The sequence below is a fragment of the Janthinobacterium sp. GW821-FHT03C10 genome (genome assembly GCF_059420865.1).
The window spans coordinates 728,496-749,766 of record NZ_JBWKUN010000001.1; the positions used below are offsets into that span (position 1 = coordinate 728,496).

Below are 21,271 nucleotides of genomic sequence, written 5' to 3' on the forward strand. Positions count from 1 at the left end.
GCCCCGCTAATCCGACCTACCTGGCTTTACCGGCCGCCGCCACCTGGTCCAATATGTGCTTGGGCACGGCCGCATAATGCTTGAATTCCATCGTGTAGGTGGCGCGGCCCTGGGTCAGCGAGCGCAGGGTGGTGGAATAGCCGAACATTTCCGCCAGCGGCACCAAGGCCTTGACGATGCGCCCCGCGCCGCCGGGAATGTCGTCGACGCCCTGCACCATGCCGCGCCGGGCCGTCAAGTCGCCCATGACGTTGCCCATGAATTCTTCCGGCGTTTCCGCCTCCACCTGCATCATCGGTTCCAGCAGCACGGGCGATGCCTTGCGCATGCCATCCTTGAAGGCGATGGAGCCGGCCATGCGGAACGCGTTTTCGTTGGAATCGACGTCGTGGTAGGAGCCGAACGTCAGCGTGGCCTTCACGTCGACGACCGGATAGCCGGCCAGCACGCCCGCCTTCAGGGTTTCGATGATGCCCTTGTCGACGGCGGGGATGAATTCGCGCGGCACGACGCCGCCCTTGATGGCGTCGACGAACTGGTAGCCCGTGCCAGGCTCCAGCGGTTCGAGTTTCAGCACCACGTGGCCGTACTGGCCCCGTCCGCCCGATTGCTTGACGAACTTGCCCTCGATGTCTTCCACCATGCGCGTGATGGTTTCGCGGTACGCCACCTGCGGCTTGCCCACGTTCGCTTCCACGCCGAATTCACGGCGCATGCGATCGACCAGGATTTCCAGATGCAATTCTCCCATGCCCGACATGATGGTCTGGCCCGATTCCTCGTCCGTATGCACCCTGAACGACGGGTCTTCCTGCGCCAGGCGGTTCAGGGCAATGCCCATCTTTTCCTGGTCCGGCTTGGTCTTCGGTTCGACCGCCTGGGAAATCACGGGTTCCGGGAAGATCATCTTTTCCAGCACGATGACGTGGTCGATGGCGCACAGGGTGTCGCCCGTGGTGACGGCTTTCAGGCCCACGGCGGCGGCGATGTCGCCCGCATACACTTCCTTGATTTCCTTGCGCTCGTTCGCATGCATCTGCAAAATGCGCCCCAAGCGCTCGCGCGCGCTCTTGGTGGGGTTGTAGACCATGTCGCCCGAATTGACCACGCCCGAATACACGCGGAAGAAGGTCAGTTGCCCCACGAACGGGTCCGTCATGATCTTGAAGGCCAGGGCCGAGAAATGCTCGTCGTCGGCCGGATGGCGCTCCACTTCGTTGTCGTGCTCGTCGTGGCCCATGATGGGCGGCACTTCCAGCGGCGACGGCAGGTATTCGATGACGGCGTCGAGCATCGCCTGCACGCCCTTGTTTTTAAAAGCGCTGCCGCACAGCATGGGCACGATTTCGTTGCGGATGGTGCGCGCGCGCAAGGCCTGCTTGAGCTCCGCTTCGGTGAACGTGTCGCCATTCAGGTAGCGTTCCGTCATCTCGGTGGTGGCCTCGGCCGCGTGTTCGACCAGGTGCTCGTGCCATTCCTGCGCCTGCGCCAGCAGCTCGGCCGGAATCTCGCCATAGCTGAACTGCACGCCCTGGCTGGCGTCGTCCCAGGTGATGGCGCGCATCTTCAGCAGGTCGATGACGCCCGTGAAATGCTCTTCCGCGCCGATGGGCAGCTGGATGGGCACGGCCACGCCTTTCAGGCGCTCGGCGATCTGCTTGCGCACGCGCAGGAAATCCGCCCCCACCCGGTCCATCTTGTTGATGAAGGCGATGCGCGGCACGTGGTATTTGTTGGCTTGCCGCCAGACCGTCTCGGACTGGGGCTGCACGCCGCCGACGGCATCGTAGACCATCACGGCGCCGTCGAGCACGCGCATCGAGCGCTCCACCTCGATCGTGAAATCCACGTGGCCGGGCGTGTCGATGATGTTGATGCGGTGTTCGGGGAAGTTGCCGGCCATGCCTTTCCAGAACGCCGTGGTGGCGGCCGAGGTGATGGTGATGCCCCGTTCCTGCTCCTGCTCCATCCAGTCCATGGTGGCGGCGCCATTGTGCACTTCGCCGATCTTGTGATTGACCCCCGTATAAAACAGGATGCGCTCGGTGGTGGTGGTCTTGCCGGCGTCGATATGGGCGCTGATGCCGATGTTGCGGTAGCGCTCGATAGGTGTTTTGCGGGTCATCACAATCTCCATGGCTAGCCCGGCACGACCGTGTTTGCGCCGGTTTTCCAGTGTAGCAGACATCGATTTGCGCGGCTCGGGTGACCGGTTTTTACCATGCGTACAACACTGTTACCCCCGCGCACGGCTGGCGCACGGGGCAATCGAGGTATTCCGCTATACTTTCAAAACTATTAATCCAACAAAGATTAATCAGGATCAAGACGCACGGTGATTTATCGTGCAAGGCGACGCCGCCGGCATGCAGCCCAGGTGCGCACCGAATGACATGCCCCACTCAGCCTATGACCATCCAACTAAGAAAAATAATCCTCTCCTCCCTGCTGGCGTCGCCGGCGCTGGCCATGGCCGGCGAACTGGAACAGCAAATGCAGCGTTGCGCCGTGCTTGGTGACGCCAGCGCCCGCCTGGGCTGCTTCGACACTCTGGCCAAGGCGGCGGAAAAAGCCACCATCGCCGCCGGCGGCGACCCTGCCACAGCTGCCGTCACCCTGGCAGCGGCCGCCGAGGTCGCCCCCATCACGCCCGTCAGCCCGCCGGGCGTGGCCACGCCGGACGCCGTCAACGCCGCCATCCCCGCTATCGCGCAGGCTGGCGCGGCGCCGCCGGAAGCACCGATTTCGCGCACCCAGCAATCGTGGGAACTCAACGATGCCTCGAAGCGGGGCCTGTTCAACTTCCGCCCGCACCGCGACACTTATTTGCTGCTGGCCAACTACAGCGACGCCTCGAACGACGAACCGTTCCAGGATTTCACACCGGGCGGCATCAAGAGCCAGCACGTGGAATTGACGTTCCAGCTGAGTTTCAAGATGAAGCTGCTGGAAGACATCGCCGGCACGCCCATCGACATGTGGTTCGGCTATACGCAGCAAAGTTTCTGGCAGGCGTATAACCGCAAGGCTTCGAGCCCCTTCCGCGAGACCAATTACCAGCCGGAGCTGATGCTGATCTTGCCGATCAACAAGAATTTCGCGGGCGTGGAATTCAACTACCTGAACCTGGGCCTGGTGCACCAGTCGAACGGCCAGACGTCGACCCTGTCGCGCAGCTGGAACCGCGTGTATGCCGAGCTGGGCATGGAAAAAGACAACCTGGCCGTCACGACGCGCATCTGGCACCGCCTCGACAATGGCAAGACCGACAATGACAATATCGACATCACCGATTACATGGGGCATGGCGACTTGCGCGTGAGCTACCGCAACAAGGGCCATGAATACGCCGTGACGGCGCGCCGCAATTTCAGCAAGAAGCATGGCTCCATGCAGGCAAGCTGGGCTTTCCCATTGAAGGCCAACCTGAAAGGCTATCTGCAGCTGTTTTCCGGCTATGGCCAGAGCCTGATCGACTATAACTATTCGCAGAAATCGATCGGCGCCGGTTTCATGGTCGACCTGTAAGCGGTGTAAACGGTACATGCATAAAAAAATGGCGCCGACGGCGCCATTTTTTTATGGGAAATCCAGTTCAGTGCCGCCCGCCGCCCAGCACGCGGGCCGGCAGCATGACGATGGCGCGCAGCAATTCGAACACGCCTTCCACGCCGATGCCGATCAAACGGAACGGCAGCAACAGCAGCCAGGCCAGCGGATACAGCACGAGGGCCAGCAAGGCCAGGGGCCAGCACACCAGCAAGAGCAGCAGCCACAGCACGAATCCCAGCATCGCGTTTCCCCCTAGAATGAAATGTGCGGAGCAAGCCGTGCTTGCCCCGCTACCGTGACGGCACTGTAATCAAGCGCCGCCGCGGCGGCAACGGCCATGCGATGAACGGCACAATGCGGGGATGAACGGTGCAAAAACGGGAATGAACGGAGGCTTATTGGCCGACGCAAATCACTTTCGTGATGTATTCGTGCGCGTTCGGCTTCTTGCTGGCGGCCCATTTGATGGCCTGGTTGGCCTCTTCGATGGTCAGGATGGAAGCCTTGTCCTTCGACTTGATGAAGGACACGCCTTCAAACACGCCTTCCTTGCTGCGCATTACCTTGGCAAACACGGGCGGCTTGGTCTCGCCGTCGCTGATTTTATTCTGTTGCACGAGGTAACGCTGATCGATCTGTTCCATGATAATAAAGCTGTCCAGTGGTAAAAGACGGAATATACCCTGAATGGACAAACGCCGCAGGATGAAATCGCTGCGGTGTTGGCTTTAAATCAATGATGCTCAGGCGTAGACGGCGTTCTGCGTGGCAGGCTGCAGATTCACGTCATAGATCACCTGCGCGCGGATCGACGTTTCCAGCGAAGGAATCGAACCGCCCGCGCGGTACTGGAAGCTCACCTGCAGCACGTCGCCCGCCTTCACGGCCAGCGGCGCGGCCAGCGGCAGGCACATGTAGTGATTCAGCCAGTCGATGGTGGTCGAGCGCTCGGGCACCACGGCCAGGATGTTCTTGGTGACGAAACGCAAGGCGTTCAGGGTGCCGCTGCGCTCGACGACGAACTTGCCGTCGAAGCCGAACACGCTATCCGTCGGCTGGCTGAAGTCGATGATGCTGTAGACGGACGGCGGCGCCAGTTCCAGCACGCCCGGATGGATGGCCGTGGTTTCCTGAAATTGCACGATGGGCGCGTAAAAACCCTCGAAATCGTATTCCTGCTGCATCGGCTGCACGGCCATGATGACGGCCTCGGGCAGGAAGATCGGCAGCGGGCCGCCGAAGCGGGCCAGGTAGCGGCGCTTGAACGACTCGATCACTTCCACCTGCTTTTCGCGCAGCATGCCTACATGGATCATTTCGCAGATGACCACGTCGACAGGCTCGGGCGGCAGATATTCAAAGGCGTCCGCGTGGACGACTTCCACCTTTTCACCGTTCGGGTTGAGCGCCAGCATCTTGCGCGCTTCCTTGACCATGTCCGGATTGAACTCCACGCACCAGACCTTGTCGGCGCGCGCGGCCGCGAACCACGACAGCACGCCCGTGCCGCCGCCCAGCTCCAGCACCTTCATCCCGGGTTTCACCGCATAATCGATCGCCGACTTGAACCCGTGCATGCGGTTCTGGTCCATCAACATATTGTGATGGTAATGGACGGGGATAAATTGCCCCAGGTAACAACTCTCGATTTCTCGTTCATTCAGCATGTCTGTCCTCTTGGAGTCTGGCTCCGATGGCCGATCGGTTTTGTCATTCCAGAAAGCAGTGATATCGCACGGGCTGCGCGCGGGGCGGCGACAATACAGCCGGCGCCTGACGGTGGTGGGATGGCCCATGCGAACAATCTCCTGATTAATGCGACACGATCATTATCGTTAATCGCCAGGGAGAACAAAGGGCTGAGGTGAGAGGCAATTCCATGCCAGTTTCAGCGCTGGCATGGAAAATATTACTAGAACGATCACTTGCGCGCTGCGCGCGCCTTCTGTGCCGCTTCGATGATGGCGACCACGCCCGGCTTGTCGCCGGCCTGGGCGAACTGCACGGCCGTCCAGCCATGGTCGCTCTTCAGGCTGGCGTCCGCGCCCCAGGACAGCAGCAGCTTGACGGCGCCCTCCTGTCCTTCGCGGGCGGCAAACATCAGCGGCGTGACGTTGGCGGGCGCGCGCGCATCGACGACGGCGTCGCGGTCCAGAAAAATCTTCATGATGGGCAGGTCGCCGGCCGAGGCCGCATAGTGGAGCGCCGTCCAGCCGCTCTGGTTGACCTTGGCGCCCTTGGCCAGCAAGGCGTTCACCGCGTCCAGCTTGTGCTTGTAGGCGGCCATCATCAGCGCCGTGTTGCCGTTGGCCGAACGGGCCTCGATGTCGATGCCCGGCGCGTCGAGCAGCACCTGGAAAACCCGGTCCGCATCGTCGCGCAAGGCCAGCACGAGGGGAATATCGCCGCGCTGCGCGTCAGGCTGGTTCGGATTCATGCCCTCAATTAGCATGCTGCGCACGCCGCTGGCGTTGTTGACGGACACGGCGCGGAAGAACGCATCGGGTTCCGGCGCCGCCTGACTGGCGGCGGCGCAGCACAGCAACATCGCCAGCGCGAGCTTTTTCATCATGTTTTACCTTAAGAAGTTATGGCAACTGATTGAATAACTTGAAGAAATTTTCCGTCGTCTGGCGTGCCACCTGTTCCAGGGGAATGCCTTTCAGGGTCGACAGGTATTCCGCCACGTGGGCCACATAGCCCGGTTCGTTCATGCGGCCGCGGAACGGCACGGGCGCCAGGTACGGCGAATCCGTTTCGATCAGGATGCGCTCGAGCGGCACTTCCAGCGCCACGGCCTGCAAATCCTTGGCGCTCTTGAACGTGACGATTCCGGAAAACGAAATATAGAAACCCATATCGATGGCGGCGCGCGCCACTTCCAGCGATTCCGTAAAGCAATGCATGACGCCGGCCACGCCGCCGTCGGCCACGCCCGCGCCCTCTTCGCGCATGATGCGGATGGTGTCTTCGCTGGCCGCTCTTGTGTGGATAATCAAGGGTTTACGGGTGATTCTTGAAGCTTTGATGTGAGTCCTGAAACGCTCGCGCTGCCACTCCAGGTCGCCCGTCAGGCGGAAATAGTCGAGACCCGTCTCGCCGATGGCGATGATCTTCGGGTGGTCGGCCAGGCGCACCAGGTCTTCCACCGACGGTTCAGGCGTGTCTTCGTAGTCGGGATGCACGCCGACGGAGGCAAAGATATGCGGATACTGCTCGGCCAGGGCCAGCACCTGCGGAAAGTCCGGCAGGTCGACGGACACGCACAGCGCGTGCGTCACCTTGTTCTCGGCCATCTTGGCGAGGATCTCGGGCATGCGAGCGGCCAGCTCGGGGAAATTGATATGGCAATGGGAATCGATATACATAAGGCGGGATTGTACCGGAGGGAGCAAAAACCGGCAGGGCAACGGCGGCGGCGCGCGTCCCCTGCCGGGGCGGTTCGGATGCTGGCAGCCGATTACATCTGCGAGGCAGGATGTTCCGCCAGCGGAACGAAGTTGCCGGTCGACTCGTCGAGCGCGTCGAGGGAGCCGTTCTCGATGTCGTACACCCAGCCATGCAGGGTCAGCCGATGTTGCGCCATGGCCAGCGCCACCGAGGGATGGGTGCGCAGGTTATTCAGCTGCGCCACCACGTTGGCGCGCACCATGCCGTCGATGCGCGACTGCTCCGTCGGATGCTCGACCGATTCGTTGATCATGCGCGCCGCGTCCGCATGGTGCAGCCAGCTGCGCACGGCCGGCATGTGATCGAGGCAGGCGCAGGTGGCGATCGCCTTCATCGCGCCGCAATCGGAATGGCCGCAAATGACGATGTCGGTCACGTTCAGGGCAGACACGGCAAACTCCACCGTGGCGCTGACGCCGCCCGGCTCGGGTCCGTACGAGGGCACGATGTTGCCCGCGTTACGGATCACGAAGAGTTCGCCTGGTTCGCGCTGCGTCACCAGTTCGGGCACCATGCGGCTGTCCGAGCAGGAAATGAACAGGGCCTTGGGAGTTTGTCCCGTGGCCAGGGTCTTGAACAGCTCGCGGCGCTCAGGAAAAACCTCTTTTTGGAAACGTAGGAATCCAGCAATAATGTCGCGCATAATCAATAGGGATCGTTATCTGAGCCGGTATTATCGCTGAATGGCGCGGGTTTCGCCTATTGCCCCGCCTACTGCCCTTCTGGCGGCTGCCACAGCTCCACCTTGTTGCCCTCGGGATCGATGACCCAGCCGAACTGGCCGTATGCCGAGTCGGGCGCCTTGTCCAGCACGTTACAGCCTTCGTCACGCAAGGCTTGCAGCAGCGCATCCAGGTCGTCGACCCGGTAATTGACCATGAAGGACGCCTTGCCGGGCGCGAACTGCTCGCTGTCCTTGGCCGCCACGGACCAGATCGTGGTGCCGGCCGTGGGCTGGCCAGCGGCGTCCGTCCAGGTGAAGGCGGCGCCGCCCCAGGGCTGCACGTCCAGGCCCAGGTGGCGCTGGTACCAGGCGCGCAGCGCCGCCGGGTCTTGCGCGTGGAAAAAGATGCCGCCGATGCCAGTGACCCGTTGCATGCACGCCTCCGTTGCTGTCCAGTGCCTCGACTGTAACACCGGCTTGCCGGCGTGGCAAACGGCACGGAGATAGTTCACATTAACTTTTCAATGTAAGCGATTGATTTTATTGGCAACTGGATGCGTAGTCGAGCAACATGTCTTCGAGGAACAGCTTGGGCGACAGGGGATGCTCGGCAATCGCCCGGCGTTCGTTGGCCGACTTGATGGCGGCCATCAGGCGGCTGACGTTGATGCGCCCTGCCAGCGCCTCCAGTTCGCGCCGGTGGCGCGGGTAGTAGCGGATGGTGCCGGACAACTTGACGGAAAACACGTCGTACAGCCAGCGCTGCAGGGACGCCACCAGCGGCGCCAGTGGCGCCTTCTGTAATTTGTCGGCCGCCTTCAGGGCCGCTTCCACGCCGGGATTGGCCAGTACCTGCAGCAACTGTTCCGTTTCCTCGCGGCCGCCCGACTCGGACTGGGCCAGCGCGGCCAGCGGCGCGCCGCCCTGCTCGCGCAGCCAGCTGTCCGCGTCGTTCAAGCCCTGGGCCTTGAGCCAGGTCAAAGCCTGCTCGTGGCTGGGCATGGGCAAGGCAAATTTGCGGCAGCGCGACAAAATCGTCGGCAGCAAACGGTCCAGACTGTTCGATGCCAGCAGGAACAGGGTGCCCGGCGGCGGCTCTTCCAGCGTTTTCAGCAAGGCGTTCGAGGCGGGCGTGTTGAGCGCCTCGGCCGGATACAGTACCACCACGCGCAAGCCTTGCCGGTGCGTGGAAATGTTCATGAAGTCCGCCAGGTTGCGGATCTGCTCGATCTTGATGTCTTTCGACGGCGTCTTGGTCTTGGCGCTTTTCTTCGCGCCCTCACCCTCTTCGCCATCGTCGGCCACCTCGTCTTCCAGCGCTTCCGGACGCACGCGGCGGTAATCGGGATGGTTACCCTGGCTAAACCAGCCGCACGAGGCGCAGGCGCCGCAGGCATGGCCGTCGGCGCGCACGTCTTCGCACAGCAGCGCTTGCGCGAAATGCTCGATGAAGTCGGCCTTGCCGATGCCTTGCGCGCCATGGAACAAAATGGCGTGCGGCATGCGCGGGCGCAAGGCTTGCAACTGCTGCCAGGCGTCCTGTTGCCACGGATAGAGAGAACTGGTCATATTATTCTTTGTCAATCAACGTGTTGCAACACTTTGTTCAAGCAATTCATCAAGCAGTTTTGCCAGCTGAACCTGGATGTCGGCAATGCTTTGCGTGGAATCGATGATGCGGAAACGCTGCGGGAACTGGGCCGCACGGCGCAGATACTCATTGCGCGTGGCGGCAAAGAAGTCGGCCTGCTCCTGTTCGAACTTGTCGAGCGCACGCGTGGCGTCCAGGCGGGCTCTAGCCACGGCCAGCGGCACGTCGAACAGGAACGTGATGTCCGGCTGCAGATGCGGATGCACCCACGCTTCCAGCTGCTCCATCTTGCGCAAGTCCATGCCGCGCCCGCCGCCCTGGTAGGCGAAACTGGCATCCGTAAAGCGGTCGGAAATGACCCACTCGCCCCGTTCCAGGGCGGGCGCGATGACTTGCGCGATGTGTTCGCGGCGGCTGGCGAACATCAGCAGGGCTTCCGTTTCCAGGTGCATCTTTTCATGCAGCAGCAGTTCGCGCAGCTTTTCGCCCAGGCTGGTGCCGCCCGGTTCGCGCGACGAGACGAGGGTCACGCCCCGCTGCCGCAGGTAATCGGTAACAAAGCCGATATGCGTCGACTTGCCCGCGCCATCGATGCCTTCGAAGGTGATGAAGCGGGGTTGATAGTGTTGTGTCATGAAACTCTTGATCTGATAAGGATATTAGCGCTGGTACTGGTTCACGGCGCGGTTATGGTCGGGCAAGTTGGCCGAGAACTGGCTGGTGCCGTCGCCGCGCGCGACGAAATACAGGGCCTGCGTGCGGGCCGGCGCCAGGGCCGCCGTCAGCGATTGCGCGCCGGCCAGGGCGATCGGCGTGGGCGGCAAGCCGCCGCGCGTGTAGGTATTGTACGGGGTGTCCGCTTCCAGGTCGCGTTTGCGGATCTTGCCCTGGTAGTTATCGCCCATGCCATAGATTACGGTCGGGTCCGTCTGCAGCAGCATGCCCGTCTTGAGGCGGTTGACGAACACGCCGGCGATCATGGCCCGCTCGGACTTTTGGCCCGTTTCCTTTTCCACGATGGACGCCATGATCAGCGCCTCGTACGGGTTTTTATATGGCAAGGCCGGATCGCGCTTGTCCCACGCTTCGGACAGCCGGCCGATCATGGCCGTGTGCGCCTGCCTGAAAATCTGCATTTCGCTGGCGCCCTTGGCGAACAGATAGGTATCGGGGAAGAACAGGCCTTCCGGCAACACGTATTCCGGGCTGATCTTCGCCATCAGTTCCTTGTCGGACAGGCCCGCCGTATCGTGCTTGAGGCCGGGATGATTCGCCATGGCCGCGCGCATCTGCTTGAAAGTCCAGCCTTCGATGATGGTCAGCGACTCCTGCGCGAACTCGCCGCGGGCCAGCTGCGTGATCAGACGCTGCGGCGTCGTGCCCGGTTTCAGCTCGTAGGAGCCGGCCTTGATCTTCGAAGTCTTGCCTTCGATGCGCGCCAGCATGTTGAACAGGATGGGCACGATGGGCACGCCCGCGTCCGCGATCTGCTGGCCGGCCGCATGCGCGCCGCTGCCCGGGCTGATCGTAAACGGGATCGCTTCGCCGTCCGTGGTGATGGGCTGCTGCGCCCAATACACAAAAGTACCGCCCACGCCGATGGCGGCGATGACTGAACTGACTACAAGTTTTTTAAAGAAAGCCATTGTTCCGATTCTTGTGATGCGCTCGCTGGCGGGCAACGCGCGCTTGTTATGATCGTTCATTTGTGAAGCAAGTGCGCGCAAAGCGGCGCCAACACTGGCAATCTTGCCGCTGCCGACGCAATCTGCGCGACATCACTATAATGAACCCGTAATGATAATGCTTAATCGCTGATCTAATGGAAATTATGAATAACTGGAATCAATTTTTAACTGCCCAAGGCGCCCGCCCCGCCGCCACCGATGGCGCGCCTGACGGCACCGCACTTGCCACCGGCGTCTCCCCCATCGCCGATTTCGGCTCATCCCTGACCGTGCCCCAGCTGCAAGAAGGTTTTGTCGCGGCCATCACGGACCAGGGCTTGATCGGCTTGAACGGCGACGATGCGGCCAGTTTCCTGCACGGCCAGTTGACCAATGACGTGGAACATCTGAACCAGGAGCAAGTACGCCTGGCCGGCTACTGCACGCCGAAAGGCCGCCTGCTGGCCAGTTTCCTGATGTGGCGCAACGCCACCACCATTTATCTGCAATTGCCGCGCGCCATACAGCCGGCCATCCAGAAGCGCTTGCAGATGTTCGTGCTGCGCGCCAAGGCCAAGCTGCACGATGCATCCGTTGATGAAGCCAATCAAGTCGTCCTGGGCCTCGGTGGACTAAGGGCCGGTGCGGCCCTGTCCGCCTGCTTCCCCGCCCTGCCCGCCACGCCGTTCAGCAAGGTCGAGCACGCGCTGGGCACCCTGCTGCGCGTGGCCGATGCCTTTGGCAGCGCCCGCTATGAATGGCTGACGTCGGCCGCCACGGCGCGCGACGTGTGGCCGCAACTGACTGAAAAACTGGCCAAGGGCGGCAATGACGCCTGGCAATTGTCCGACATCCACGCGGGCATCCCGCAGATCACGGCCGCCACGCAAGAGCAATTCGTGCCGCAGATGGTCAACTTCGAGCTGCTGGGCGGCGTCAATTTCAAGAAAGGCTGCTACCCGGGCCAGGAAATCGTCGCGCGCAGCCAGTACCTGGGCAAGCTCAAGCGCCGTACCACCCTCGTCAGCATCGCTGACGCAAGCGTCGTGGCCGGCGGCGAACTGTTTGCCGTCAGCGACCCCGAGCAGCCTTGCGGCATGGTCGTCAACGCGGCGCCGAACGGCGTGGGCGGCATCGACGCCCTCGTCGAAATGAAGCTGGGGGCAATCGAAGAAGGTTCAAGCGCCGCCGGCGCCGTGCGCTACGGCTCGGCCCAGGGTGCGGCCGTGCATTTCCTGCCCATGCCTTACGTGCTCGACGCACTCGACTTGTGAGAATGCCATGAAAGATTTGTACATTTATTATCAGGTCAAGGAAGAGCACGCCCAGGCGCTGGAAGCCCGGGTGCGCGCCTTGCAGGCGAAACTGGCGGCCGCGTCCGGCGTGGCGCCGCAACTCAAGCGCCGCCCCGAGGCCAAGGATGGCTTGCAGACGTGGATGGAAATCTACCCCGTCGTCGGCGAAGGTTTTGCCGAACAACTGGCCGCGGCCGCCGACGAGGCGGGCTTGCTGTCCCTGACGGCAGGCGCGCGCCATACGGAAGTGTTCATGGATTTGCCCCCATGTGCCTGATCGTTTTTGCCTGGAAAGTCAATCCGCACATCCCGCTGATTGCCGCCGCCAACCGCGACGAATTCTATGAACGCGCCAGCGCCCCCGCCGGGGCCTGGCCGGAACACCCGCAAGTGTATGCAGGCCGCGACCTGCAGGCGGGCGGCAGCTGGATGGGCATCACCCAGGCCGGCAGCGGCAGCTCGCGCTTTGCCGCCATCACGAACATCCGCAGCCCGCAAGACCGCAATCCGGACGCTCCCTCGCGCGGCGCCCTGGTGGCCGACTACCTGGCGGGCAGCATGTCGCCGCAGGACTATATCGCGCAGATCCGCCCCGGCTGCAAAGCCTACAACGGTTTTAACCTGGTGCTGGGCGACGCCACTACCCTGATCTGGTTTTCCAACCGGGGCGATGGCGATGCGCGCAATGGCCAGCCCCTGGAACCGGGCATCTACGGCCTGTCGAACGCCCTGCTGGACGCGCCGTGGCCGAAGGTCCTGAAGACCAAGGCCCAGTTCGCCAGCCTGCTGTGCCAGGGCGCGCCCGACGAAGCCTACTTCGACATGCTGGCCGACACCACGCGCGCCCCGGACTTCCGCCTGCCCGACACGGGCGTGCCGCTCGACCTCGAGCGCGTGCTGTCCGCCGTCTGCATCGAAACGCCGGGCTACGGCACGCGCACGTCCACCGTGGTGAAACTGTTCCCGGACTCGCCCGGCGAACTGCATGAGCTGGTGATCCAGTAGGTCGGGTTAGCGCGCAAGCGCGTAAGCCGACACCACCACACCGGCATCACCGCCGTCCCCGCTGTCGGATTACGCGCGCCTCCGGCGCGCTAATCCGACCTACGCAAGCTTCCCCTATCCTCATCGAAAACCCACCCACGACCCATCCGCACAAAAAAGAAAGCGCTTGCGCAAGCGCTTTCTTTTGTTTACGATAGCTTCAATCGCGGCGACACAGCCGCACACTATCGCAGCACACAATAAGAATAAAACCATCAGGAGACACCATGGCCACCATGGAAGATGTAGCGCGGGCGGCGGACGTATCGCTGTCGACCGTTTCGCACGTACTCAACGGCACCCGCAAGGTCAGTCCGAAAACCGTCGCCGCCGTCAACGCGGCCATGCAGCAGATCGGCTATGTGCCGAACATGCTGGCGCGCGCACTGGCCGGTTCCTCGTCGGGCACCATCGGCGTGGCCATTTCCGCCTTCACCAATCATTATTTCAGCGAAACCGTGCGCGCCATCGAGGCGGCCTGCACGCGCCACGGCTTGATGATGCTGTTTTCCGATACGCATGACGATCCCGAACAGGAACTCAAGGTGGTGCAGAACCTGCACCAGCGCCGGGTCGACGGCATCGTGCTGGCGCCCTCGGGCGACGCGCACAACCGCACGCTCGACTACTTGACCAGCAACAAGATCGCTTCCGTGCTGGTCGACCGCATGTCGCCGCAGCCGTTCGACCAGGTGGGCGTGGAAAACATCGAGGCGACGGCAGAACTGGTCAGCCATCTGATCGCGGCCCACTGCCACCGCCGCATCGGCTTCATCAGCGGCGCGCCCGGCCTGTCGACGACGCACGAGCGTATCGAAGGCTACCGCCTGGCCCTGCAGCGCGCCGATATCGCCTTCGACCCGGACCTGCTGCGCTCGGGCGACTCCAACCTGGAGCGCAGCGGCGCGGCCACGCGGGAACTGCTTGCGCTGCCGCAGCGTCCGACGGCCATCGTGGCCGGGAATAACCTGATGACCATCGGCACCATGCACGCCTTGCGCGACGCCCACATTGCGGTGCCGCAAGACGTGGCGCTGGCCGGCTTCGATGATTTCGACTGGGCCGATTATTTCAGCCCCCGCCTGACCGTGATGGCGCAGCCGCTCGAAGAGCTGGGCGCCATGGCCGTCGACCTGCTGATCGACCGTATCGCCAACCCGGGCCGCGCCCAGCACGTGCAGCGTTTGTCGCCGACCTTGCGCGTGCGCAATTCCTGCGGCTGCCCCTGACCTTTCACCATAAATCAACATGCATCCAGCGATTTCCCTCGGTATCGACCTCGGTACCTCCGAACTGAAAACCGTGCTGATGGACGGCACCGGCGCCGTGCGCGGCCAGGCCTCCGTGCGCATCGATACCAGCCGCCCGCAGCCGGGCTGGTCCGAACAGTCGCCGCAGGACTGGTGGGCCGCCTGCGTCAACGCACTGGCGCAGCTGCGCGCCGGCTGGCCGCAGGACTATGCGCAGATCGCCTGCATCGGCCTGTCCGGCCAGATGCATGGCGCCGTGCTGCTCGATAGTCACGATAACGTGATCCGCCCCGCCATCCTGTGGAACGATGCGCGCGCCGAAGCCGAAGCAGCCAGCCTGGCGCGCGACTATCCCGCCTACGCGGACGTGACGGGCAGCCTGCCCATGGCGGGCCTGACGGCGCCGAAACTGCTGTGGCTGCAAAAACATGAGCCGGCCGCCTTTGCCGCCATCGCCTGCCTGCTGTCGCCGAAAGACTATCTGCGCCTGCGCTTGACGGGGGTCAAGCTGACGGACATGTCCGACGCGGCCGGCACCCTGTGGCTGGACGAGGCCGCTCGCGCCTGGTACGCCCCCATGCTGGCCGCCTGCGGTTTGCGTGCGGAACAGATGCCGGCGCTGGCCGAAGGCGACGCGGCCACGGGCACCGTGCCGGCCGCCATCACCGACAAGCTGGGCTTGCCCATGGACGTGGTGGTGGCGGGCGGCGGCGGAGATAATCCCGTCTCGGCCGTGGGCATCGGTGCCGTCAACGGCGGCGACAGTTTCATTTCGCTGGGCACCAGCGCCGCCATCATCAGTGTGACCGAAGCGCCCCTGGGCAACCCTGCCGGCGGCGTGCACAGCTTTTGCCACGCCCTGCCCGGCCGCTGGTATGCGATGGGCGCGATCCTGTCGGGCGCCAGCTGCCTGCGCTGGGCCACTGGCGTGCTGGGCCAGCCCGACGAGGCAGCCCTGCTGGCCCTGGTGGAAAGCGCCCTGCCACTCGATGCGCCCATCGCGCCATCCGCCCCCCTGTTCCTGCCCTACCTGTCGGGCGAGCGCACGCCGCACAACGACCCGCAAGTGCGCGGCGCCTTCCTGCAGCTGGGCCACGACAGCACCCCGGCGCAGCTCGGCTACGCCGTGCTCGAAGGCGTGGCGTTTGCCTTGCGCGACGCCATGGCAGCCGTCACCTCGACGGGTGCCGTCGTGCCGCACTGCATGCTGGTGGGCGGCGGCGCGCGCAGCCAGTACTGGGCGCAGCTGCTGGCCAATGTGCTGGGACGCGAAATGCGCACCTTGCACAACAGCGAGCTGTCGGCCAGCCTCGGTGCGGCCAAGCTGGGCTTTGCCGCCATCGGCGACGCCAGCCTGCTGACGCAGGGCTTGCCTATCAAAAATACTTTCCTGCCCGATGCCGCGCACAGCGCAGCCTTGAGCATCCGCTACGGCCGCTACCGTAGCCTGTTTCCCGCCGTGCAAGCCCTGCACCAACTCAGTGATAAGGAATAGCAATGAATCAGCTGCAACAATTGAAGCAAACCAGCACCGTCGTCGCCGACACGGGCGACTTTTTGCAACTGGCCCGTTTCGCGCCGCAAGACGCCACCACCAACCCGTCGCTGATCTTGAAGGCCGTGCTGCAGCCCGATTACGCGCCCTTGCTGGAAAGCACGGTTGCCGCGCACAAAACCGCGTCGCTGGACGATATCGTCGACCAGGTGCTGGTGCGTTTTGGTCTGGAAATCCTGAAAGTGGTGCCGGGACGCGTGTCGACGGAAGTCGATGCCCGTTTGAGCTTTGACCGCGACGCCACCGTGGCCCGCGGACGCCGCCTGATCGCGCTGTACGAGCAAGCCGGCATTGGCCGCGAGCGCGTGCTGATCAAGGTCGCCGCCACCTGGGAAGGCATCCAGGCCGCGCGCGAGCTGGAAAAAGACGGCATCTTTTGCAACCTGACCCTGCTGTTCGCGTTTTGCCAGGCCGTCGCCTGCGCCGACGCGAAGGTGCGCCTGATTTCGCCGTTCGTGGGCCGCATCTACGACTGGCATAAAAAATCGCTGGGCGCGGCATGGGACGAAGCGGCGCGCAGCCTGTCCAACGATCCGGGCGTGCAATCGGTCACGCGCATCTTTAATTACTACAAGCAACATGGCATCGCCACGCAAGTGATGGGCGCCAGCTTCCGCAATGTGGGGCAGATCACGGCCCTGTCCGGCTGCGACTTGCTGACCATCAGCCCGGATCTGCTGGCGAAACTGGAAGCGCTTGACGCCCCGTTCGAGCGCGCGCTGGGCGGCGACCTGGGCGCGGCGCAGCCGGCCGTCACGTATGACGAAGCCGCCTTCCGCTACGCCCTGAACGACGATGCGATGGCCACCGAGAAGCTGGCCGAAGGCATCCGCGGCTTTGCCGTCGATGCGGGCAAGCTGGATGCCATGATCGAGAAATTGCGCAGCCAGTAAGTTTGCACCCAGTTTTTTTACCCGTAGCACCGTTTGTTTTTACAATAAAAACCCTAGGAGATCCTCATGAAAAAAGTCATTACTGCCACCCTGCTGCTGTCCGCCGCCTGCGGCGCCTTCGCCGCCGACAAACCGCTGAAATCCATCGGCGTGAGCGTGGGCGACCTGGCCAACCCGTTCTTCGTGGCGATTGGCCGCGGCGCGGAAGAAAGCGCGAAAAAGCTGGGCGGGCCCGGCGTGAAAGTCACGACTGTTTCCAGCAAGTATGACCTGAACACCCAGGTGGACCAGATCGAGAACTTTATCGCCAACAAGACCGACATCATCATCCTGAACGCCGTCGACTCGAAGGGCATCGCCCCGGCCATCAAGAAAGCGCGCAATGCGGGCGTGGTCGTGATCGCCGTCGACGTAGGCGCCGTCGGCGCTTCGGCCACCGTGATGTCCGACAACACCATGGCCGGCGACGTCTCGTGCGCCTACCTGGCCAAGCAGATCGGCGGCAAGGGCAATGTGGTGATCCTCAACGGGCCGCCCGTCACCTCCGTGATCGACCGCGTGAATGGCTGCAAGAAGACCCTGGCCGCCTTCAAGGATATCAAGATCCTGTCCGACAACCAGAACGCGGGCGGCAGCCGCGACGGCGGCATGACCGTGATGTCGAACCTGCTGACGGCCCATCCGAAGATCGACGGCGTGTTCGCCATCAACGATCCGACCGGCATCGGCGCCGAACTGGCGATCAAGCAATCGAAGCGCACGGACGTGAAACTGATCACGGCCGTCGATGGCGCGCCCGATGGCCAAAACGCCCTGAAAAACAAGGCCGGCCTGTTTGCCGCCACCTCGGCGCAAAACCCGTACCGCATGGCCACCGATGCCGTGCAGATGGGCTACGACATCATGAACGGCCGCACGCCGAAACAGACCATGGTGCTGTTGCCGACCCCGGCCATCACCAAGGAAAACGTCGCCACCTACACCGGCTGGGTAAAGAACTGATCTGCCTGACCTGAACCACGTGGCGCCGCCGGCCAGTTCGCGGGCGGCGCCAGTTTCACCAGCAAGGATATTCCCATGAGCGACGATATTATTTTTGAAATGCGCGGCATCGAGAAGCGCTTCGGCGCCACGCGCGCGCTGCGCGGCGTGCACCTGACGGTGCGCAGCGGCGAAATCCATGCCGTGATGGGCGAAAACGGCGCCGGCAAGAGCACCCTGATGAAGATCCTGTCGGGCGTGTACACGCCGGACGCCGGTGAAATCATTCTCGACGGCAAGCCAATTCGCATCCGCAACCCGGGCGAGGCCCGCGCGCTGGGCATCAATCTGATCTACCAAGAACTGAGCGTGGCCAAGAACATGACGGTGGCGCAGAACGTCTTCATGGGCAGCGAACCGCAAGGACCGTTCTGGACCGTCAAGGGCGGCGAAATGCGCGCGCGCACGAACGCCATCCTGGCCGACCTCGGTTCCCGTTTCGACGCGGACACCATGGTATCGAGCCTGTCGATCGCCGAGCAGCAGCAGGTGGAAATCGCCCGCGCCCTCGTGCACGAAAGCCGCATCCTGATCATGGACGAGCCCACTGCCGCCCTGTCCGACCGGGAAACCGAACAATTGTTCCGCATCATCGAAGAGCAGCGCGACAAGGGCCTGGCCGTGCTCTACATCAGCCACCGCATGGCCGAGGTGGAACGCCTGGCGCGCCGCATCACGGTGCTGCGCGACGGCGCCTATGTCGGCGAGCTGGGCAAGGATGAGCTGGATCAAAAGAAAGTCGTACAAATGATGGTGGGCCGCCCCGCCGACGACTTCTATTCGCACCAGCGCCGCAGCACGCGGGGCGCCGAGCGCCTGCGCGTGGAAAACGTGGGCGGCGGCAAGGTCAAGCCCGCCTCGTTCGCCCTGCATGCGGGCGAAGTGACGGGACTTGCCGGCCTCGTCGGCGCGGGCCGCACGGAACTGGCGCGCCTGATCTTTGGCGCCGACAGGAAGCAATCGGGGCAAGTGTGGCTCGACGGCCAGGAAGTGCACATCCAGCGGCCGCTGGCGGCCATCCGCCATGGCATCGGCTATTTGCCGGAAGACCGCAAGAGCCTGGGCTTGTTCATGCAATTATCGGCCATGGAAAACATGTCGATGAATATCCTGTCCAAGCATGCGACGGCGGGCGTGGTCAACCGTGGCGCCCTGACCCAGCTCACGCGCGAGGCGATTGCCAACCTGAACGTCAAGGTCTCGGGCCCGGAAGGCATCGTGGGGGGGTTGTCCGGCGGCAACCAGCAGAAAGTCTTGCTGGCGCGCTGGCTGGCCATCGCGCCCAAGGTCCTCATCCTCGACGAACCGACGCGGGGCGTGGACGTGGGCGCGAAGAGCGAAATCTACAAGATCATCCACCAGCTGGCGGACGCGGGCACGGCCGTGCTGTGCATTTCCAGCGAACTGGCCGAGCTGGTCGGCATCTGCGACCGCGTGATGGTGATGTGCGAAGGACGCCTGACGGGCGAAGTGACGGGCGACGACATCACGCAGGAAAACATCCTCGCTTACGCCACCCAGCTGGAAGCGGCATAAAAACACCTATCAAAACCTACTGCGCGTCGCGGGTCGCGGTTTCCGATGCTCACTGACTCGGCGTCCCCGTGCTTCGCACAGTTCCGCGTCTCAACCACAACCCACTTCCGCTCGCTACGGTTTTGTTAGGCGTTTTAAGAATACGCCTTAAATAATCATTCAGGAGATAGACCATGACAACGAGTACCACCCGCGGCGCGGCGCGCGCCGGCGAACCCTTCAATGCCTCGAACCTGATGCGCCGCCTGGGCATGCTGCCCGTGCTGGTCGTGCTGTACCTGGCCATGTACGGCCTGACCGTGTATTTCTCGGCCGACGGCACGTCGACCTTCATGACCAGCAACAACACCATGAACATCTTCCGCCAGGTGTCGATCAATATCGTGCTGGCGTCCGGCATGACCTTCGTCATTCTGACCAGCGGCATCGACCTGTCCGTCGGCTCCGTGCTGGCCGTCTCGGCCGTGGCAGGCATGCTGATGTCCTTGTCGGCCCAGTTCGCCGGCTTTTCGATCCCCACCTTCCTCATCGTCGGCCTGCTGCTGGGTGCGCTGAACGGCGTGCTCGTCGCCCTCGTCGGCCTCAATCCGTTCGTCGTGACCCTGGGCACCATGACGGCCCTGCGCGGCGCGGCCTATTTGCTGGCCGACGGCACCAGCGTGCTGAACACGGAAATCCCGAGCTTCGAATGGATGGGCAACGGCAGCTTCCTGGCCGTGCCCTGGCTGATCTGGCTGGCCGCCGCCGTCGTCTTGCTGACCTGGTTTATTTTGCGCAAGACCACCCTGGGCCTGCATATCTACGCCGTCGGCGGCAATATCCAGGCGGCACGTTTGACGGGCATCAAGGTCGGTCTCGTGCTGATGTTTGTCTACACCATCAGCGGCCTGTTCGCGGGCCTGGGCGGCGCCATGTCGGCCAGCCGCCTGTACGCGGCCAACGGCAACTGGGGTACCGGTTATGAACTGGACGCCATCGCGGCCGTCGTGCTCGGCGGCACGAGCCTGATGGGCGGCGTCGGTTCCGTGTGGGGCACCGTCATCGGCGCCCTGATCATCGGCGTGATGAACAATGGCTTGACGATCCTGGGATTGTCGTCGTTCTGGCAGTACGTGGCCAAGGGTGTCGTGATCGTGCTGGCCGTGATCCTGGACAAATGGCGTCAGTCGCACGCGCAGAACTGATGGTGCTGGTGGTGTCGGGTTACGCGCTTTGCGCTAACCCGACCTATCATAGCCGCCACAGGCCGGCGTAGGTCGGATCAGGACCGAAGGGCCGTAATCAGACAACACCTGAGCACCGTTCAAAACGCCAGCCGCATCTCCACATGCGCAATCCCCGCCTCTTCAAATACCTCCCCCTGCTGCACGAAACCGTGGCGCGCATAGAATGGCGCGGCCACGGTTTGCGCGTTCAGCACCACCGCTAGGTCGCCGCGTTCGCGCGCCTTGTCCATCAGCAAGGTCAAAATGGCGCCGCCCACGCCCGTGCCGCGGCCCGCCTGGCGCACGGCCATGCGGCCGATGTGGCCATCGGGCAATAGCCGGCCCGTGCCGACGGCGTTGCCCGCGTCGTCATAGGCGACGGCGTGCAGGCAGACGGCGTCCATGTCGTCGAGTTCGATCTCGGCCGGCACTTTCTGTTCATCGACGAAGACTTCAAAACGGATGGCGGTGGCATGGGGGCCGAGGGTGGCCCAGTCGCCGAGGCGGATGGTGTGCTTGGTCATGGTG

Annotated in this window: 22 protein-coding genes; 10 read left to right on the forward strand and 12 right to left on the reverse strand. The window is 63.2% G+C overall.

What is annotated here, in order from left to right:
* Positions 1-16: 16 nt before the first annotated feature.
* Complete coding sequence (gene fusA, locus AC07VH_RS02985) at positions 17-2,125, reverse strand: elongation factor G (RefSeq protein ID WP_494786730.1); 2,109 nt, start codon at positions 2,123-2,125, stop codon at positions 17-19.
* A 284-nt stretch (positions 2,126-2,409) separates the two neighbouring features.
* On the opposite strand from fusA, the gene AC07VH_RS02990 reads away from it, so the two are divergent.
* On the forward strand, positions 2,410-3,528 hold the full coding sequence (locus AC07VH_RS02990; RefSeq protein WP_475414374.1) for a phospholipase A: 1,119 nt from the start codon (positions 2,410-2,412) through the stop codon (positions 3,526-3,528).
* 67 nt (positions 3,529-3,595) lie between these two features.
* On the opposite strand, the gene AC07VH_RS02995 is transcribed toward AC07VH_RS02990, so the two are convergent.
* The 10 genes from AC07VH_RS02995 to mltG form a co-directional block, all read right to left on the reverse strand.
* Positions 3,596-3,793: a hypothetical protein gene (locus AC07VH_RS02995; RefSeq protein ID WP_070218341.1), complete on the reverse strand. Its 198-nt coding sequence runs from the start codon at positions 3,791-3,793 to the stop codon at positions 3,596-3,598.
* Positions 3,794-3,947: 154 nt separating this feature from the next.
* Positions 3,948-4,196 (reverse strand): hypothetical protein, encoded by a 249-nt coding sequence (locus tag AC07VH_RS03000; protein WP_070218342.1) that lies wholly within the window; start codon positions 4,194-4,196, stop codon positions 3,948-3,950.
* A gap of 99 nt (positions 4,197-4,295) precedes the next feature.
* Positions 4,296-5,219, reverse strand: coding sequence for a class I SAM-dependent methyltransferase (locus tag AC07VH_RS03005; RefSeq protein WP_494786731.1), 924 nt, complete (start codon positions 5,217-5,219; stop codon positions 4,296-4,298).
* A 254-nt stretch (positions 5,220-5,473) separates the two neighbouring features.
* Positions 5,474-6,124, reverse strand: coding sequence for an ankyrin repeat domain-containing protein (locus tag AC07VH_RS03010; protein ID WP_494786732.1), 651 nt, complete (start codon positions 6,122-6,124; stop codon positions 5,474-5,476).
* Between the two features lie 16 nt (positions 6,125-6,140).
* Positions 6,141-6,920, reverse strand: a complete 780-nt coding sequence (locus AC07VH_RS03015) for a TatD family hydrolase (protein WP_494786733.1) — start codon at positions 6,918-6,920, stop codon at positions 6,141-6,143.
* 92 nt (positions 6,921-7,012) lie between these two features.
* Positions 7,013-7,645, reverse strand: a complete 633-nt coding sequence (locus tag AC07VH_RS03020; protein WP_489627230.1) for a carbonic anhydrase — start codon at positions 7,643-7,645, stop codon at positions 7,013-7,015.
* Positions 7,646-7,713: 68 nt separating this feature from the next.
* Entirely contained in the window at positions 7,714-8,100 is a 387-nt protein-coding gene (locus tag AC07VH_RS03025) for a VOC family protein (RefSeq protein ID WP_475414369.1), read from the reverse strand.
* A gap of 106 nt (positions 8,101-8,206) precedes the next feature.
* Entirely contained in the window at positions 8,207-9,235 is a 1,029-nt protein-coding gene (locus tag AC07VH_RS03030) for a DNA polymerase III subunit delta' (protein ID WP_494786734.1), read from the reverse strand.
* Positions 9,236-9,250: 15 nt separating this feature from the next.
* On the reverse strand, positions 9,251-9,892 hold the full coding sequence (gene tmk, locus AC07VH_RS03035; protein WP_494786735.1) for a dTMP kinase: 642 nt from the start codon (positions 9,890-9,892) through the stop codon (positions 9,251-9,253).
* A gap of 24 nt (positions 9,893-9,916) precedes the next feature.
* Complete coding sequence (mltG, locus tag AC07VH_RS03040; RefSeq protein WP_475414366.1) at positions 9,917-10,903, reverse strand: endolytic transglycosylase MltG; 987 nt, start codon at positions 10,901-10,903, stop codon at positions 9,917-9,919.
* Between the two features lie 176 nt (positions 10,904-11,079).
* Between mltG and ygfZ the strand changes: the two genes are divergently transcribed.
* The 9 genes from ygfZ (at position 11,080) to AC07VH_RS03085 (ending at position 20,722) form a co-directional block, all read left to right on the forward strand.
* A complete protein-coding gene (gene ygfZ / locus AC07VH_RS03045) occupies positions 11,080-12,198 on the forward strand; it encodes a CAF17-like 4Fe-4S cluster assembly/insertion protein YgfZ (RefSeq protein WP_494786736.1) in 1,119 nt (372 codons plus the stop codon).
* Positions 12,199-12,205: 7 nt separating this feature from the next.
* Positions 12,206-12,496 carry a DUF4936 family protein gene (locus AC07VH_RS03050; protein WP_475414364.1) on the forward strand — a complete coding sequence of 97 codons (291 nt, stop codon included), beginning with the start codon at positions 12,206-12,208 and terminating at the stop codon, positions 12,494-12,496.
* Complete coding sequence (locus AC07VH_RS03055; protein ID WP_493046236.1) at positions 12,487-13,224, forward strand: NRDE family protein; 738 nt, start codon at positions 12,487-12,489, stop codon at positions 13,222-13,224. Before AC07VH_RS03050 ends, AC07VH_RS03055 begins: the two co-directional genes overlap by 10 nt.
* Before the next feature lie 266 nt (positions 13,225-13,490).
* A complete protein-coding gene (locus AC07VH_RS03060; RefSeq protein WP_494786737.1) occupies positions 13,491-14,492 on the forward strand; it encodes a LacI family DNA-binding transcriptional regulator in 1,002 nt (333 codons plus the stop codon).
* A 31-nt stretch (positions 14,493-14,523) separates the two neighbouring features.
* A complete protein-coding gene (xylB, locus tag AC07VH_RS03065; protein ID WP_494787109.1) occupies positions 14,524-16,008 on the forward strand; it encodes a xylulokinase in 1,485 nt (494 codons plus the stop codon).
* 2 nt (positions 16,009-16,010) lie between these two features.
* On the forward strand, positions 16,011-16,961 hold the full coding sequence (gene tal, locus AC07VH_RS03070; RefSeq protein WP_489627224.1) for a transaldolase: 951 nt from the start codon (positions 16,011-16,013) through the stop codon (positions 16,959-16,961).
* Between the two features lie 66 nt (positions 16,962-17,027).
* Positions 17,028-17,963, forward strand: coding sequence for an ABC transporter substrate-binding protein (locus AC07VH_RS03075; protein WP_121669532.1), 936 nt, complete (start codon positions 17,028-17,030; stop codon positions 17,961-17,963).
* A gap of 75 nt (positions 17,964-18,038) precedes the next feature.
* Entirely contained in the window at positions 18,039-19,538 is a 1,500-nt protein-coding gene (locus tag AC07VH_RS03080) for a sugar ABC transporter ATP-binding protein (RefSeq protein ID WP_475414360.1), read from the forward strand.
* Between the two features lie 173 nt (positions 19,539-19,711).
* Positions 19,712-20,722 carry an ABC transporter permease subunit gene (locus AC07VH_RS03085; protein ID WP_494786738.1) on the forward strand — a complete coding sequence of 337 codons (1,011 nt, stop codon included), beginning with the start codon at positions 19,712-19,714 and terminating at the stop codon, positions 20,720-20,722.
* Positions 20,723-20,841: 119 nt separating this feature from the next.
* Here AC07VH_RS03085 and AC07VH_RS03090 read toward each other — a convergent pair whose 3' ends face one another.
* The gene (locus AC07VH_RS03090) at positions 20,842-21,267 is read right to left on the reverse strand and encodes a GNAT family N-acetyltransferase (protein WP_475414358.1); all 426 of its coding nucleotides are present in this window, start codon (positions 21,265-21,267) and stop codon (positions 20,842-20,844) included.
* Between the last annotated feature and the right edge of the window lie 4 nt (positions 21,268-21,271).

Coding starts and splice junctions, on each gene's coding strand:
- AC07VH_RS03060 (WP_494786737.1), top strand. CDS start 13,491: ATGGCCACCATGGAAGATGTAGCGCGGGCGGCGGACGTATCGCTGTCG.
- AC07VH_RS02995 (WP_070218341.1), bottom strand. CDS start 3,793: ATGCTGGGATTCGTGCTGTGGCTGCTGCTCTTGCTGGTGTGCTGGCCC.
- AC07VH_RS03015 (WP_494786733.1), bottom strand. CDS start 6,920: ATGTATATCGATTCCCATTGCCATATCAATTTCCCCGAGCTGGCCGCT.
- ygfZ (WP_494786736.1), top strand. CDS start 11,080: ATGGAAATTATGAATAACTGGAATCAATTTTTAACTGCCCAAGGCGCC.
- mltG (WP_475414366.1), bottom strand. CDS start 10,903: ATGGCTTTCTTTAAAAAACTTGTAGTCAGTTCAGTCATCGCCGCCATC.
- AC07VH_RS03075 (WP_121669532.1), top strand. CDS start 17,028: ATGAAAAAAGTCATTACTGCCACCCTGCTGCTGTCCGCCGCCTGCGGC.
- tal (WP_489627224.1), top strand. CDS start 16,011: ATGAATCAGCTGCAACAATTGAAGCAAACCAGCACCGTCGTCGCCGAC.
- AC07VH_RS03005 (WP_494786731.1), bottom strand. CDS start 5,219: ATGCTGAATGAACGAGAAATCGAGAGTTGTTACCTGGGGCAATTTATC.
- AC07VH_RS02990 (WP_475414374.1), top strand. CDS start 2,410: ATGACCATCCAACTAAGAAAAATAATCCTCTCCTCCCTGCTGGCGTCG.
- AC07VH_RS03010 (WP_494786732.1), bottom strand. CDS start 6,124: ATGATGAAAAAGCTCGCGCTGGCGATGTTGCTGTGCTGCGCCGCCGCC.
- AC07VH_RS03020 (WP_489627230.1), bottom strand. CDS start 7,645: ATGCGCGACATTATTGCTGGATTCCTACGTTTCCAAAAAGAGGTTTTT.
- AC07VH_RS03090 (WP_475414358.1), bottom strand. CDS start 21,267: ATGACCAAGCACACCATCCGCCTCGGCGACTGGGCCACCCTCGGCCCC.
- fusA (WP_494786730.1), bottom strand. CDS start 2,125: ATGACCCGCAAAACACCTATCGAGCGCTACCGCAACATCGGCATCAGC.
- AC07VH_RS03030 (WP_494786734.1), bottom strand. CDS start 9,235: ATGACCAGTTCTCTCTATCCGTGGCAACAGGACGCCTGGCAGCAGTTG.
- AC07VH_RS03055 (WP_493046236.1), top strand. CDS start 12,487: ATGTGCCTGATCGTTTTTGCCTGGAAAGTCAATCCGCACATCCCGCTG.
- AC07VH_RS03025 (WP_475414369.1), bottom strand. CDS start 8,100: ATGCAACGGGTCACTGGCATCGGCGGCATCTTTTTCCACGCGCAAGAC.
- AC07VH_RS03000 (WP_070218342.1), bottom strand. CDS start 4,196: ATGGAACAGATCGATCAGCGTTACCTCGTGCAACAGAATAAAATCAGC.
- tmk (WP_494786735.1), bottom strand. CDS start 9,892: ATGACACAACACTATCAACCCCGCTTCATCACCTTCGAAGGCATCGAT.
- AC07VH_RS03080 (WP_475414360.1), top strand. CDS start 18,039: ATGAGCGACGATATTATTTTTGAAATGCGCGGCATCGAGAAGCGCTTC.
- AC07VH_RS03085 (WP_494786738.1), top strand. CDS start 19,712: ATGACAACGAGTACCACCCGCGGCGCGGCGCGCGCCGGCGAACCCTTC.
- AC07VH_RS03050 (WP_475414364.1), top strand. CDS start 12,206: ATGAAAGATTTGTACATTTATTATCAGGTCAAGGAAGAGCACGCCCAG.